The 16,800-nt window shown below is 66.8% G+C and carries 4 protein-coding genes and 1 pseudogene; 4 read left to right on the top strand and 1 reads right to left on the bottom strand.

Going from position 1 to position 16,800, the window contains the following annotated elements; all coding sequences use genetic code 11:
• Position 1 precedes the first annotated feature (1 nt).
• The 3 genes and pseudogenes from ACT54X_RS12765 (at position 2) to ACT54X_RS12755 (ending at position 10,496) form a co-directional block, all read left to right on the top strand.
• The gene (locus ACT54X_RS12765) at positions 2-157 is read left to right on the top strand and encodes a hypothetical protein (protein ID WP_476346885.1); all 156 of its coding nucleotides are present in this window, start codon (positions 2-4) and stop codon (positions 155-157) included.
• A pseudogene (locus tag ACT54X_RS12760) lies at positions 102-2,165 on the top strand (beta strand repeat-containing protein); the annotation flags it as partial. The gene ACT54X_RS12765 and the pseudogene ACT54X_RS12760, both read left to right, overlap by 56 nt.
• A gap of 54 nt (positions 2,166-2,219) precedes the next feature.
• Complete coding sequence (locus ACT54X_RS12755) at positions 2,220-10,496, top strand: beta strand repeat-containing protein (protein ID WP_476347105.1); 8,277 nt, start codon at positions 2,220-2,222, stop codon at positions 10,494-10,496.
• 37 nt (positions 10,497-10,533) lie between these two features.
• Here ACT54X_RS12755 and ACT54X_RS12750 read toward each other — a convergent pair whose 3' ends face one another.
• On the bottom strand, positions 10,534-10,755 hold the full coding sequence (locus ACT54X_RS12750) for a hypothetical protein (protein WP_476346883.1): 222 nt from the start codon (positions 10,753-10,755) through the stop codon (positions 10,534-10,536).
• A 19-nt stretch (positions 10,756-10,774) separates the two neighbouring features.
• Between ACT54X_RS12750 and ACT54X_RS12745 the strand changes: the two genes are divergently transcribed.
• Complete coding sequence (locus ACT54X_RS12745) at positions 10,775-16,798, top strand: autotransporter-associated beta strand repeat-containing protein (protein ID WP_476346881.1); 6,024 nt, start codon at positions 10,775-10,777, stop codon at positions 16,796-16,798.
• The last annotated feature ends 2 nt before the right edge of the window (positions 16,799-16,800 follow it).

Below are 16,800 nucleotides of genomic sequence, written 5' to 3'. Positions count from 1 at the left end.
CATGAGCGCACTCGTGATTGGCGCCTGGTTCGGTGGCGTCCTGGTGGGCGCCGCCTTTGGGGCCCTGGTGATGGGCCTGTGCGTGGCCGCGGGGCGCGCCGATGAGGCGCTGGACCGGGAAGCCGAAGCCCGCTCCATGCGGGGGCATGAGGCCTGAGCAAGCAGCGGGCGGCCGCTCGGCCGCCCCTTATGAATCTACTGACGACACAACAAGAATGAACTCGATCCTGATGACCTGGTGGATGGCTGCGCTTGGGGGCTGGCGGCGATGGGGGGTGGGCGCTTGGCGGCGCATGAGTGGCCAGTGCAGTGCCGTGGGCTGGCGGGCGCCGGTGGGCGCGGTGTTGGCGGCGGGGATGGCGCTGGGCGCGGCTGGGGCACGCGCACAAACGGTGCTCTTCAACACCAGCAATGTAGGCGGCTGGGCCTACCAAGTCCCGAGCAACGTTCACTGGGTCATCGTGGGCTTGGCAGGCGGTGGCGGCGGCGGCGGCGGTGCAGACAGCGCTCCTGGAGGCAAGGGGGGCGATGGTGCACTCGTCTATGCGAAGGTCAACGTAGGCCCTGGCACGACCATTGGCGGAGTGATCGGCGGTGGCGGCAGTGGCGGTGCCAGCGTTGCTTGCAGTGTTGCGTCCCCTGCTGGAGGTTCAGGTGCGGCCGCGGGTGGCTTGGGTGGAAAAACCGGCTGTACGGGCGCGAGCGGTTCGGGGGGCGGTGGCGGTGGGAGCAGCACCCTTGTCTACGGAGGTGTGACGCTTCTGCAGGCCGGCGGTGGCGGCGGCGGCGGCGGCGGCTCCTATGGGACCTCAAGCGGGACTGCGAGTGTTGGCGGCTCTGGCTCAGCGATCCCACTTGTCTCGGGTGCATGCGCAACGACCGTTCAGGGCGGTAGCGGCGCACAGCCAAGCGGTGATGGCGGCGGCGGCGGCGGCGGCGGTGGCGGTTACGGAGGCGGCGCCGGAGGAAGCGGTGGGAATGACACTGGTCAGCTAGGCATAGGCATAGCCGCTGCCGATGCCAAAGGTGGTGTCGCAGGAACCAGTTGCTATACCTCTACGGGATCTAACCTTGCAGCGGGCAGCGTAAGCGCCAGCACCAGCCCCAATAACGGTGGAGCTGCAGGTACTACGTCGAATGGTTGGGCGGGCTCTGCCGGCGGAGCTGGCTCAGTCACGATTTATGCCACTGGCAACTATTGGGATGGAACCCAGACCTCTGCGAACGGCGTAGTGGATGGTGGTGCTGGCACTTGGAACTCAACCGCCCTGAATTGGACGACTGACTCTGGCAATGCTAATGGTCCTTGGGCAGGCGGCTCCGTGTGGGCCAACTTTGGAGGTGCGACTGGGGGGGCGGTGACTGTGAGCGGATCACAGGATATTGGTGGATTGAACTTTATTACTGATGGGTACACGCTCAGCGGCAGTCCGCTCAATTTGACACAGAGTAGTGCCGGGATACAGGTTGCTTCGGGCATTACTGGCACCGTGAATTCTGTAATTACGGGTCCCTACGGTTTCTACAAAATAGGCGCCGGCACGTTGATGCTTTCGGGCACAAATACATATACGGGCTCAACTTCAGTCAATGAAGGGACATTGACTCTGCAAAACACAAACTCATCCCCTTCTTACAGCATCGCCGGTGGCGCAACACTGGAGTGGAACGTAGCGTCCGGTTCCACCACTCTTGATCCTGGCGTTAACGCCAGCTTCACGGGCTCGGGCACCATGAAGAAAACCGGCGCCGGGACGCTTCGATGGGGTACGGCTGCAGCCACTTTTAGTCTGCTCGATGGATCGCTGATTGATGTTCAGGCCGGAACATTTGTCGGCGGCAGTGATGCCAATGAGGTTTGGACCAACAACCACTCTGACTTGAATATAGCGTCGGGTGCGACTTTTCAAGGTGTAGAGGCAAACATACGTGTCAACAAACTTACAGGCTCCGGATCGCTAACTACGGGATACAGTGGCTATAGCCCAACCTTTACAGTGGGGGCCTATGGAAGCGCGTCGTATAGCGGTACAGCTTCATTTGCTGGGGTAATTGCCGATACTACGTCAACGGATATCGGCACCCTGACCAAAGTAGGGACAGGAACGCAAACCCTGACTGGTGCTAACACGTATACAGGTAGCACAACCATCAGCGGGGGAACATTGCAAATCGGCGGCAGCGGAACGCTTGGCGGCGGCAGCTACGCCGCAAATATCGTGGACAACGCCACGCTGCAGTATTCGAGCAGCGCCAACCAGACGCTCTCAGGCGTTATCAGTGGTACGGGCTCGCTGAAAAAGGACACCAGCAGCAGCTCGACTCTTACGCTGACGGCCGCCAACACGTACTCCGGCGGAACGGTCGTCAATGCTGGCACGCTGGCGGCCGTCGACAACGTACAGAACGCCTTTGGTACCGGCACCATCAATGTCGGCCCCAGCGGCACCCTGCTGCTGTCGACCACCGGCGCCAATCAGCCCCTGTGGACTAACACGGTGACTGGCTCCGGCCCCGTCAACTACTCGGGTAGCTCGGGCAACCAACTGCTTGCGCTCGGCGACTGGAGCGCCTACGCGGGCACGGTCACGATCACGGGTTCGGGGTCGGGATGGTGGTTCGCCAATGCGGGTAGCACCTCGATGACAGTCGTCAACAACGGCAATTTCATCGGCATCAACAATGGAGGGGACGTAAACACGCCGATCACCGTCAACATCGGCGCGCTGTCGGGCTCGGGCTACTTCTTCAGCAGCAACGGGACGGCCACCAACACGGTGTCGGTGGGCGCCCTGAACACCAGCACCACCTACAGCGGCGTCATCAAGGACAGCTACCAGGCCAACGGCAACAAGCTCGCCCTGACCAAGGTGGGTAGCGGCACGTTCACGCTGACCGGCGCCAACACCTACACGGGCGCGACGCTGGTCAGTGGCGGTACGGTGGCGGCGGGCGCCAATAACGCGCTCTCCAGCGCCAGCGCGGTCACCGTTAACAACGGCGGCACGCTCAGCCTGGGCACCTTCAGCCAGACGCTGTCGGCTGGCCTCACGGTCAACATGGGCGGCACGGTCAACCTGGGCAGCGGCGGGACGCTGGTACTTACCGGCGGCACCAGCAGCGTGTCGGCCATCAGCGGCACGGGGACCATCAAGGTGAGCAGCGGCGCCACGCTGACGCTCACGGCGGCCATCAGCAACAGCAACGTCGCCATACAGATGGACGGCGGCACGCTCAACCTGGGCGGCTTCACCCACAGCCTCGGCGTCCTGACCCAGACAGCGGCCAGCACCATCGACTTCAGCAGCGCCGGCCAGCTCACCGTGGCCAACATCGGCAGCACCTTCACGGGCACCCTCACGGCGGCGGGCTGGACGAGCAGCAACGGGCACTTCTATGCCACCGCCGTCAATGGCGGCCCGGCGCGCAACACGCTGGGCCTGGCGCCGCTGAACCAGATCAAGCTGGGCACCTCCGGTGACGCGACGCTGACCTACTGGGCGGCTGGTTCCCCCGGCGAACTGCTGGTCGGCGCAGCGGCTGGCAGCTATACCTTCTGGGACACCCGAGCGGACCTCGCCGGTATCAACGGCGGCGACGGCACCTGGGACGGCACGCTCACGAACTGGACGACCAGCAGTGCCACACCCAATGGCACATGGCTCGCCGGGGGTGTGGCAACGTTCCAGGGCACGGCGGGCACGGTCACGATCAAGGATGGCTACAACGCCAGCATCGGCGGGCTGACCTTCGGTACGGCGGGGTACACCATTGCACCGAATGGCACCAGCGGCACGGGCACGCTGGCCCTGGCCAGCAATGCCACCGTGACGCTGCCAGGCAGCGGCACCACGACGATCAACGCGCCGATCACTGGAGGGTACGGCGTCACCATGGCCGGCTCCGGAACGGTGACGCTGGGCAGCTCCAACACCTTCACTGGCGGCCTCACTGTTCCGAACGGCGTGACCGTCATCAGCGCCAAAGTCTTGATGGACGTGAATAGTCCGTTGACCGTGGACGCTGGTGGGGCTGTGACGATCAACAGCCTTACCGGCTTCAACAGCAGCAGCGTGGCGTGGTCCACACCGTGGTCCATTGCGGGAACTTTGAGCTATAGAGCGGTCACCGGGTCGGCCCTGTCGACTTGGGCTGCATACATCACCAAAGTCAATTTCAACAACGCCACGGTCAACGTCGATGGTGCGGGAGCGGCCCCGGCGGCAGGCTCCGCAAATTACGGCAACCGTCTGGTCTTGAAGGGCACGGTCTCGGGAACAGGCAATGCCTACGTCACCAATTACGGCACCCTCTGGCTGGAAAACAACACGACCGGGAACAAGCTTGCTGTCGATGTCGACAGCAATAGCCGCCTGTCCTTCTATGGAAGCGGCAACATGTACATGGGGAGCCTGTCCGGTTCGGGTTCCGTGGGGGTAGGGGATACGGGGGCCGGCACGCCCAACGTCTCCTTCGGCAACGACAACGGGACGACCACGTTCTCTGGCGTGCTGACCAATACCGCATGGCTCAGCAACAACACCAGCAATTGGGGCCTGACGAAGGCCGGGACGGGAACGTTCACGCTGACGGGCAGCAACACCTACACGGGTGCCACTGTCGTCAGCGCCGGCACGCTGCAGATCGGTGGCGCCGGCACCCTGGGCTGGAACGGCACCAACGGTGCTTATGCGGGCGCGATCACCAACAACGCCAGCTTCAAGTACTCCAGCACGGCCAACCAGACGCTGTCGGGCGCCATCACTGGCGCCGGCTCGCTGACCAAGGACACGGGCAGCAGCTCGACCCTGACGCTGTCCTCCACGGGCAACCTCTACAGCGGCGGCACCACGGTGAGCGCCGGCACCCTGGCCCTGGGGGCCAACGGCGCCCTGCCTGCGGCCGGGGCCGTCTCGGTCAGCGGCGGCGTGCTGGACCTGGGCACCTTCAGCCAGACGCTCAACGGCGTGCTGACGGTCAACGGCGGCACGCTGAAGCTGGGCACGGGCAGCAACCTCACCCTCACGAGCGGCAGCGGCAACGTGACCAGCAGCATCGGTGCCATCGACAGCAGCAGCACGGGCACCATCACGGTGGGCACGGGCGCGACGCTCAACCTCACGGCGGCGATCAGCGCGCCCAACCTGAGCATCGTGATGGCCGGCGGCACGCTCAAGCTCAACGGCTACGCGCACAGCCTCGGCACCCTCACGCAAACGGCGGCCAGCACCATCGACTTCGCAGGCGGCAGCAGCAAGCTGACGGTGGCCATGCTGGGCAGCCTCGGCAGCGCGAGTACCGTGCTGACTGCCAGCAACTGGACGGCAGGCACCACCAACTTCTATGCCACCAACGTGACCGGCTCGCCGGCGCCTGCGCGCAACACGCTGGGCCTGGCGCCGCTGAACCAGGTCAAGCTGGGCACCGCCGGCGACGCGACGCTGACCTACTGGGCGTCCGGCTCGCCCGGCGAACTGCTGGCCGGGGCGGCGACCGGCAGCTACACCTACTGGGACACACGGGCAGACCTGGCCGGCATCAACGGCGGCGACGGCACCTGGGACGGCACGACAGCCAACTGGACGACCAGCACCGGCGCGCCCAACGGCACCTGGGCGGCCGGCGGGGTGGCGATCTTCCAGGGCACGGCCGGCGCCGTCACCGTCTCCGGGACGCAAAGCATCGAGGGGCTGACCTTCAACGTGGACGGCTACGTCCTGAGCGGTGGCACGCTGAGCGGTGCTGCCAGTGCGGGCAACACCTTGACGGTCACCAATGGGAGTGACACCGCCACCGTGGGCAGCACGCTGGGGGGAAGCAACGGCTTCATCAAGGCCGGTGCCGGCACATTGATCCTCAAGAGCAGCGCGAACACCTATTCCGGCAACACCGACATCAACGCGGGCAAGCTGCGCCTGGACCGAACGGTCAATGGATGCGATGCACCGGGCTCGTCTTCCCTGGGCACGGGCATCGTCACCATCGCCGCGAATGCGATCCTGGACGTCGGCCCGTCCGGTACGACCTCCATCGGCGACAACGGCCTTGGCTGCTACAGCACGGCGCCGAGCAAGACGCCCTCGCTGATCAAGGTATTCGGTACGCTCCAGCAGAGTGCGGCGCAGACCTCGCACCTACCGCCATTGGAACTCGCGGGGGCAGTGCTGTCGTCTTACAACGCGGTGGGCGGTAACGCCATCAACCTGGGCGTGTTCATGTTCGATGGACCGGTGACGGTGTCCGCGAACAGCACGATCAGCGCCTTGGCCCTGACGAACTCCCAATCGGGGGGGACAAAGTACACCCTCGGCAGTGGCGTGCAACTGACCGTCTCGGGTTATTTCGGCGCCGCCAACACATCGGTCGACAAGGGCCTGGTCCTGCAGGGAAGCGGAACCATGGTTCTGCAAGGCAACAACACGTACACGAGCCCGACCACCATCAGCGGCGGCACGCTGCAGGTCGGCGGGGCCGGCACACTGGGCTGGAACGGCACCAACGGTGCCTATGCAGGCACGATCACCAACAACGCCAGCCTCAAATACTCCAGCACGGCCAACCAGACGCTGTCGGGCGCCATCACCGGCAACGGTTCGCTGACCAAGGACACGGGCAGCAGCTCGACGCTGACGCTGTCCTCCACGGGCAACCTCTACAGCGGCGGCACCACGGTGAGCGCCGGCACGCTGGCGGTCGGTGCCGTCAACGCCCTGCCGCAGGCGGGTGCCGTCACGGTCGACGCCGGCGGCAAGCTGAATGTGGGCACGTTCGCCCAGACGCTGAACGGAGCGTTGACGGTCAATACCAGCGGCTCGCTGGTTGTGGGCACGGGCGGCAACCTGACGCTGTCGAACAGCAGCAGCACGGTGACCAGCAACGTGGCGGCCATCGACAGCAGCAGCACCGGCACCATCACCGTGGGTGTGGGCGCCACGCTCAACCTCACGGGCGCGATCACCGCACCCAACCTCAAGATCGTGATGACCGGCGGCACGCTCAACCTGGGCAGCAACCTGTCGCACACCATCGGCTCGCTGACCCAGAACACGGCCAGCAGCACCATCACCTTCGGCACCAGCAGCAACCTCACGGTGGGCACGCTGGGTGACCTGGGCAGCAACCTGACCCTGACGGCCAGCGGCTGGACGGCCGGTAGCACCCACTTCTATGCCAGCGCCATCGCCAGCGGTGCGGCCCAGAACCAGGTCGGCCTGGCGCCCCTGAACCAGATCCAGCTGGGCAGCAATGCCGCCACGGCCACCTACTGGTCCAGCACCGGCAACGAGCTCCTGCCCATGACCACCGGCACCTACACCTACTGGGACACCAACGCCACCAACAGCACCGTCGACGGTGGCAGCGGCAACTGGGACGGCAGTACGCTCAACTGGACCACCAGCAGCGGCACTCCCCGCGGCACCTGGGCCGGCGGCACCGAGACGGCCTACTTCAATGGCTCGGCTGGCTCCGTCACCCTCGCCAACAGCTACGCGGCCAACATCGGCGGCCTGAACTTCGGCACCTACGGCTACACCATCAATGCGAATGCCGGGGGGCTGTTGATGCTGACCAAGGACGCCACGATCACCATCAACTCGTCAAGAGGCCAGGCCGTGGCGATCAACGCGCCCATCCAGGGCAACTTCGGCATCACGGTGAATGGCGGCGGCACCTTGCAGCTGTCCTCGCCGAACAACAGCTACACCGGAGGAACCACGCTCAGCAATGCAGGCATCGACCTCGTGGGTCCGGCGATCACCTGTTCGAGCAGCAGCACGAGCACGCCCCTGGGCAAAGGCACGCTCTCGATCGGATCGAATTCCGGCATCTGGCTCGGCACCGACAACCAGCTCGGCTGCCCTGCCTCCGCGGGCACGGGGGTCACGGGTGTTGTCATCCAGTCAGGTGGTGGCGTCAACACGACGGCTGCAGCTTCCACAGAAATGCCGGCCTTGACGTTGAACGGCGGCTCGCTCATGTCGCTGAATTCCGTTTCCGGCACGGGCATCACGAACGGCGTCTACCGGATGTCGGGCGACGTGCAGGTGACGGCCGACAGCGCGATCAGCGCCGCCAACGTCAACAACGTCAAGGCCGGCGGCACGACCTACAACGTTCTCTCGGGCACCAAGCTGACCATCGGCAGCACGGGCTACTTCGGATACGGCACCGGTCCCGGCCAGGCCGACACCGGCTTCATCCTGACCGGCGGCGGCACCATGGTGTTCTCCGGCGCGAGCAACACGGCCACCGGCCCCATCCAGGTGAGCAACGGCACGCTGCAGGTCGGCGACAGCGGCAGCACGGGCGACATCGCCTCGCACGCCAGCGTGAGCCTGGGCACCAGCGGCACCCTGAGCTTCAAGCGCAGCAACGCCTACGCCTTGGCCACCGCGATCGGCGGCAGCGGCAAGGTGAGCCAGGACGGGGGCGGCACCACCACCCTGAGCGGCGCCAACACCTACACCGGCACCACCAGCGTCAACAGCGGCACGCTGCTGGTGACCGGCAGCACGGCCAGCACCAGCGCCGTCACCGTGGCGGCCGGCGCCACCCTGGGTGGCAGCGCCAGCGCCGCGGCGGGCAGCGGCACGGTGGCGGGCCCCGTGAACGTGCTGGGCTTCCTCAGCCCCGGCCTCGGCGCGGGCACCGTGGGCACCCTGAACACGGGCGCCCTCACGCTGGGCAACACGGGCACACTGACCCTGGACCTGGGCACGTCGGGCACCACCGGCGGTACGGCCAACGACTACGTCAACGTGACAGGCAACGTCAACCTGGGCGGCAACCTGGTCATCAACAAGCTCACCGGCTTCAGCACCACGGGCACCTACACGCTGCTCAGCTACAGCGGCACGCGCACGGGCACCTTCGCGTCCACCAACCTGAGCACCATCGGCTACCAGGGCGTGATCCAGTACGACGACGCCAACAAGAAGGTGCTGCTGGTGGCGATGCCGCGGCTGAGGATCACCCAGGTGAGCAACGGCGGCACCGGCACCTTCAGCTTCGTCATGACGGGGCTGGACTCCGGCAGCGTCAGCCTGAGCACCCAGACGGCCGGCACGGGCGTGACCAGCGCCACCTTCAACGGCACCGTCGGCACCGCGGTCAAGATCGACCAGACCATCCCGAACGGCTGGCCCGCCACACCCGGCAGCATCAGCTGCGTGGACGCCAACGGTGCCAGCACCGGCAACGGCTCGGGCGCCCTGGGCACCGTCTCGGGCGTCGAGGTCAACCTGCCGGGCACGAAGCTGGTCGCCGGGGCGGACATCACCTGCACCTTCACCAACACCCGCAACGGCATCGCCGGGGTGGTGTTCAACGACGGCGGTGCACCCAGCAGCGGCGCCAACACCGGCACGCCCAACGACGGCGTGCAGAACGGCGCAGAAGCGGGCGTGGGCGGGCTCACCGTCAACCTGACCAACTGCGCCGGCACCACCTATGCCAGCACCACCACGGACGGCAACGGCGCCTACGGCCTGAGCATCCCGACGGCGCAGATCGGCCAGGCGGTGTGCGTGCAGCCGGTGCTGGCGGCCAACACGCTGGCCACCGGTGCCAACTCGGCGGGCACGGTCCTGCCGAATGGCAGCGCCACCACCGTGGGCGGCGTGGGCTACACCTACACCCGGGCCAGCCAGCAGGCGAGCTTCACCGCTCCGGCCTCGGGCACGGTGACGCTGAACTTTGGCCAGGTGCCGGCCAGCACGCTGAGCCCGACGACCAGCAGCCAGCAGACACAGCCGGGTGGGCGAGCCATCCATCCGCACACTTTCACGGCCGGCACCGGCGGGACGCTGAAGCTGCAACTGGGCACGGCCACGGCGACCCCCAGCACCGTCACGGGCTGGTCGGAGATGGTGTACCTGGACGCGAACTGCACGGGCAAGCTGGACCTGACCGCCCAGCAACTGGCACCGACGGCAGCGACGCTGACGGTGGTGCAGGGCCAGCAGGTGTGCGTGCTGGTGCATGAGCTGGTGCCGGCCACGGCTTCCGACGGCAACAGCAACACGGTGCCGGTGATCGCCGCGCTGACCTTCACCAACGCGGCGCCCAGCCTGAGCGCGAGCTATACGGCCACGGACACCACGAACGTGGGCAACTCGGCGCTGCAGCTGACCAAGGAAGTGCGCAACGTGACGCAGGGGGTGACGACCTTCGGCATCAACAACCAGGCGAAGTCGGGGGAGGTGCTGGAGTACCGGATCACGTACAAGAACACGGCCCCCTCGCCGATCACCAGCCTGGTGATCAACGACGCAACGCCGACGTACACGAGCTTCGTGAGCGCGAAGACGGACACGACCCCGTCGAGCCTGACGGCGTGCACGAAGGTGACACCGGCGAACGTGGCGCCGGCGCCGGTGGTGGGTTGCGACGTGGCGCAGACCGCGGGTGGCACGGGCCCACTCAGCTGGACCTTCACGGGCATGCTCAATGGCGGCGGCACGGGGGCTGTGTTGTTCCAGGTGAAGGTGGATTGAGGGCCGAAGAGGCCGGCTCGCATGCCGGCTTTGGCAATCAGCCGCCGAACGGTCTTGGGCCGGTCGGCGGCTTTTTTGTGGCCGTGACCCCGATGGCAATGTAGGTGTTACGCATTAAGCTCTGATGGCAACCTTTGACCAGCCGTGGGAGGCCGGTGCGCTGCGGCGCGAGGCTGATGCGAGAGAAAACAACCGAATCGATGAACAAGAACGTCAACGCCTGGCGATATGCGGCCAGGGTGGTGCCTGCACGCGTCATTGGGCACCTGATCCTTTGCATGATCGTGGGATGCATGGGCCTGCTGGGCGCCACGGACGCCAGCGCGACGTGGTGTTCGACCGTCGACGCCACCGTTTCCGATTCGACCAAGATCGTGTGGACGGGCTCCGTTGCGCCGGGGACGGAGATCGGCACCCGCACCATCACCTACAGCACTTCCTGCGACGGCAACAACACCCGGACGGGCTGGCCCCAGCTCTGGACGGAGATCGACTACAGCACCAACAACCAGACAGGCATCCCGGGCATCTATGTCCGTTCCACTGGCTCCGCGAGCACCAGTTATCAACGATCTGATAACACTTGCCAAGAAATCAACAGCACCTGGTTCGAGCAGTCCGACCCGGGCTACATCGGCTGGAACTTCAACAACCCGGGCACCGGCACCTGTCGCTACGCGATCCAGAAGCAGGTGAAGTTCTATCTGGCCGGCGGTGCGTTCAATACCGGCAACGTGTGGGCGTGGAACAACTCGCCCATCTACGGCGTCTCCAGTTGGCAGGGCAGCGACGGCGGCATCCGGATGGCGACCGGAAAGATGAACAGCCTGACGCTGATGGTGGAGTACAAGCCCTACACCTACTGGTCGGTGACGCCTGGTGTCATGGGTGGCACGGGCGCCTGGGACCTGGTCGCCAACAACTGGACCTACGCGGATGGCTCCAGCAATGGCATCTGGTCGGACGCGGGCACGAATGTCGCAATCTTCCAGGGCACGCCGGGCACCGTGTCGGTGTCGGGCACGCAGAGCATCGGCGGCCTGACTTTCAATGTGGGCGGCTACAGCCTGACGGGCGGGTCGCTCAAGGGTGCGGCCACCAGCAATGCGCTGACCGTGGCCAACACCGGCCAGACGGCGACGGTGGGCAGCGCGCTGACTGGCGGCAATGTCTTCACCAAGGAGGGCGGTGGCCGGCTCGTCCTCACCGGTGCCAACACCTACACCGGCAACACGACGCTGAGTGCAGGCACGCTGCAGATCGGCGGCGCCGGCAGCCTGGGCTGGAACGGCACGAGCGGTGCCTACGCAGGTGCCATCAACAACATCAACGGCACGCTGCAGTATTCGAGCAGCGTCAACCAGACGCTGTCGGGCACCATCAGCGGATCGGGCTCGCTGGTGAAGGACACGAGCAGCAGCGCCAGGCTGACGCTGACCGGTGCTGCCAGCTATGCCGGAAGCACCACCATCGACGCCGGCACGCTGCAGATCGGCGGCGCGGGCACCCTGGGCTCGGGCGGCAACTACAGCGCCGGCATCGTCAACAACGGCACCTTGCAGTATTCGAGCAGTGCGTCGCTGTCGCTGGCTGGGGTGATCAGCGGCACCGGCTCGCTGGTGAAGGACACGAGCAGCACGTCTACGCTCACGCTGCGCGGCCTGAACAGCTACGGTGGAACGACGACAGTGAACGCGGGCACGCTGGCCCTCGGCGTGAACAACACGCTGCCGGTGGGCACGGTGGTGAGCGTGGCTGCCAACGGCACGCTCAGCCTGGCCAACATGGCGCAGACGTTGTCGAAGGGCCTGACCATCGCTGCGGGTGGCAAGCTGGACCTCGGCAACAACGGCAGCCTGGAGTTGACGGGCGGCAGCAGCACCGTCGGCGCGATCACCGGCACCGGCACCATCACCATCGGCAAGGACGCGAGCCTCACGCTCACGAGTGCGATCAGCAATACCGGGCTTAACTTCGTGATGAATGGCGGCACGCTGTACCTGGGCGATCTGACGCACAGCTTCGGCACGCTCACGCAGTCGCAGGCGAGCACGATGGTCTTCACCAGCAAGACCAACGTCACCTTCAACACCATCGGCAGCAACTTCGCGGGGCGGCTGAGCGTGAGCGGCTGGACGAGCGGCAGCCACCTGTACGCGAGCAGTTTTGCCAACTCGCCCATCCGCAATGCCACGGGACTGGCGCCCTTGAACCTGATCGCGCTGGGTGGCTACGAGCCCCGCTACACCTATTGGGCCAGCGGCTCGCCCGGCGAACTGTTGCCGGCCACGGGCAGCTATATCTACTGGGACCTCATCCCGGCCAACGGCGCGGTCAACGGTGGCTCGGGCGACTGGGACGACGTCTCGGGCAACTGGACCACGAGCGGCGGCACTCTCAACGGGCCCTGGGCCGGGGGCAGCAACATCGCCGTCTTCGATGCCACTGCGGGCGGCGTTCGGGTGCTCGGCACGCAGAGCATCGGTGGGCTCACCTTCAAGGTCCAGAGCTATGCGATCAATGGCGGGGTGCTCAGCGGGGCGGCGGGCACCAACGTCATCAGCACGACGGCGGCGAGCGTCAATCCCACGATCTCCAGCGAACTGGCGGGCGCCAATGCCTTCCAGTTCTCAGGGCCGGGGACGGTGACGCTCACGGGCAACAGTTCGTACACGGGCAGCACGACGATCACCACGGGTGCCACGCTGCAGATAGGCAGTGCGGGCACGCTGGGCGGCGGCAGCTACGGCGGCGACATCACCGTGACCGGAACGCTGCGCTACGCCAGCAGCGCGGCGCAGACCCTCGGCGGCGTGATCGGCGGCGGCGGCGCGCTCATCAAGGAGGGGAGCTCAGGTGCCGTGCTCACGCTGACGGGCGCCAATCTCTTCAGCGGCTCCATCGCGGTCAATGCGGGCACGCTCCAGGTCGCCGGCACGGCGGGCAGCCTGGGCAGCAGCGCCGCGGTGTCGGTGAGCAGCGGAGCCACGCTCAGCTTTGCGCGCAGCAATGCCCACATGATCACCCAGCAGGTCAGCGGGCAGGGCGGCATCCTGCAGGAAGGCACGGGGAGCACCACCCTTGCCAATCCCAGCAGCTATACCGGACCGACACGCGTGACGCAGGGGGCGCTGGTGCTGGGCGGCAACAACGTGCTGCCCAGCGCCAGCGTGGTCACCGTGGCCGGCGGCCCGTCGGGCGGCACCCTGGACCTGAACGGCAAGCTCCAGACCCTGTCGGCCGGGCTGGCCTGCGACGGGACGCTCGTCCTGGGCAGCGGCGGCCAACTGACGCTGAACGGTGCCGGTACCGCCAGCAGCATTGCGGCCATCACGGGCAGCGGCCGCATCACGGTGGGCAACGGCGTGGTATTGACGCTGACCGGCCCGATCGACAACAGCGCCGTCGACATCGTGCTCGCCGGAGGCACGCTCAACCTGGGCAACTTCACGCACAGCCTGGGCACGCTCACGCAGTCGGCGGCCAGCACCATCGGCTTCACGGCGTCGAGCAGCCTGCGGGTGGCCAATATCGGCAGCCTCACCGGCCAACTCAAGGCCAGCGGCTGGACGGCTGGCAGCCACTTCTTCGCCACGGCCATCGCCGCCGGACCGAACCGCAATGCGACGGGCCAGCCGACGCTCAAGCAGATCGCCCTGGGCACCAATGCCGCGGCGCTGACCTACTGGGCGAGCAGCAGCGACGAACTGCTGGCTGGCACCGGCCCCTTCACCTATTGGGATGCGACGGCTGGCAACACCAGCATCGATGGTGGCGACGGCAACTGGACCGGCACCAGCAACACCTGGAGCCTGCCAGGCGGCGGGCTCAACGGCGTCTGGGCCGGGGGCACCAATACGGCCATCTTCGGCGCGGCACCGGGCCGCGTACAGGTGGCCGAAGGCTACCAGCCGAGCGTGGGCGGGCTGACCTTCAGCACGAGCGGCTACGTCATCTCCGGCCTGGGCACCGGCGCCTTGAGTCTGGCGCAGAACGCGACGATCAGCACGCCGTCGTCCGGTGTGATCACCATTTCTGCACCCCTTGCCGGGTCGGGAGTGGGCATCACCGTGACCGGGGGCGGCACGCTGGCATTGACCGGCACCAGCACCTACACCGGCACCACGGCCGTGGGTACAGGCACGGTGCTGGACATCGGTGCCGGGACGGCCTATGGCGACATCGGCACGAGCAGCGGAGCGAGCGTGGCCAGCGGTGCCACGCTGGCCTTGAGACGCAGCGACACCTACACCCTGGGTATTCCCATCGCTGGTGCGGGCGGTGTGCGGGCGGACGGCTCCGGGTCGTCGGTGATCCGGCTCAGCCATGCCAATGCCTACACCGGTCCGACGACCGTGAGCACGGGAAGGCTGGTGGCGGGGGTGGCGGATACCGCCTTTGGCGACAACTCCGCAATGACGGTCGCCAATGGTGCGGTGCTGGATCTGGGCGGCTTCAGCCAGACGCTCGGTTCGCTGGCCGGAGGCGGTGCGGTTGGCAGCAGCACATCGGGAAGTCCCATCCTCACGGTGGGCGGCGACGGTACCAGCACCAGCTATGGTGGCGTGATCGGCAACGGCAGCGCCACCGTGGCCCTGACCAAGACCGGGGGCGGCAGCTTCACGTTGACGGGCGCGAATACCTACACGGGCCCGACCACGATCGCGGCCGGCGCACTGCTGGTGACCGGCAGTACGGCCAACGGCAGCGCGGTGAGCGTGATGCCCGGTGCCACCCTGGGGGGCACCGGCATCGTGGCCGGTCCCGTCGCCCTCGGCGGCATCCTTCAGCCCGGTGCCACGGCGTCCGCCGGCAGCGTCGGTACCCTCACCACCGGTGCGCTGACGCTCAGCAGCAGCGCCCGCCTGAACCTGGATCTGGACGCGCCCGTCGGTGCGGGCAACGACCTCGTGAAGGTCAACGGCGACCTCGTCCTGGATGGCAGCCTCTTCATCGCCAGTGGCACGGCCTTCGACCCGACCGGCAAGTACACGCTCATCACTTACACAGGGACGCGCAGTGGCCGCTTCGCTGCCGACAACCTGGCGGCCATCGGCTACAAGGGCGTCGTTCAGTACGACGACGTCAACAGGCAGGTGAACCTCGTGGCGGTGCCGCGGATTTCGGGCGTGGTATTCAATGACGGCGGCGCGCCCGCTGGCAGCAGCAACACGGGCACGCCCAACGATGGGCGACAGAACGGGGCCGAAGCCGGACTCGCTGGCGTCACCGTCAACCTCGGCAATTGCACGGGGGTCACCTACGCCAGCACCACGACGGACGCGAGCGGTGCCTATGCGCTGAGCGTGCCGCCGGCGCAACTCGGGCAGGATATCTGCGTGCAGCCCGCGCTACCCACGGGCTTGTTGCCCACCGGCGCCAACGCCGCGGGTACGCCGCTCGTGGATGGCGCCACCGTGTCCGTCGGCGGCGTGGCCTATGGCTATGGGCGTGCGGACCAGCGCGTGAGATTCACGGCTGCCGCGTCAGGCGATAGCACGTTGAACTTCGGGCAGGTACCGGCGAGCACGCTCACGCCGACGGCGAGCGCCCAGCAGGCCCGGCCCGGCATGCGCGCGCTGCATCCGCACACGTTCACGGCCGGGACAGGCGGCACGCTGAAGTTGCAGCTCGGTGCTGCCACGGCTCTCCCGAACACCGTCACGGGCTGGAGCGAGGCGGCCTACCTGGACGCGAACTGCACGGGTGCGCTGGATCTGTCGGTGCCGCCATTGACTGCCGCGACGACGCTGACGGTGGTGCAGGGGCAGCAGCTGTGCTTTCTGGTGCACGAGCAGGTGCCGGCCACGGCGCCCGAGGGCAGCAGCAACGCGGTGCCGGTGACAGCGACGCTGGCGTTCACCAACGCGACGCCCAGCCTGAGCGCGAGCTATACGGCCACGGACACCACGAACGTGGGCAACTCGGCGCTGCAGCTGACCAAGGAGGTGCGCAACGTGACACAGGGCGGCAGCTTCGGCATCAACAACCAGGCGAAGTCGGGGGAGGTGTTGGAGTACCGGATCACGTATGCGAACACGGCCCCCTCGCCAATCACGAGCCTGGTGATCAACGACGCGACGCCGACGTACACGACGTTCGTGAGCGCGAAGACGGACACGACCCCGTCGGGCCTGACAGCGTGCACGAAGGTGACACCGGCGAACGTGGCGCCGGCACCGGTGGTGGGTTGCGACGTGGCACAGACCGCGGGCGGCACGGGCCCACTCAGCTGGACCTTCACGGGCACGCTCAATGGCGGCGGCACGGGGGCCGTGCTGTTCCAGGTGAAGGTGGATTGATG

It is taken from the genome of Pseudacidovorax sp. DMC4, assembly GCF_056314265.1.
The sequence above is the reverse complement of the archived record's forward strand: the minus strand, read 5'-3'. Positions and strand labels throughout refer to the sequence as shown.

Coding starts and splice junctions, on each gene's coding strand:
- ACT54X_RS12745 (WP_476346881.1), top strand. CDS start 10,775: ATGATCGTGGGATGCATGGGCCTGCTGGGCGCCACGGACGCCAGCGCG.
- ACT54X_RS12765 (WP_476346885.1), top strand. CDS start 2: ATGAGCGCACTCGTGATTGGCGCCTGGTTCGGTGGCGTCCTGGTGGGC.
- ACT54X_RS12750 (WP_476346883.1), bottom strand. CDS start 10,755: ATGACGCGTGCAGGCACCACCCTGGCCGCATATCGCCAGGCGTTGACG.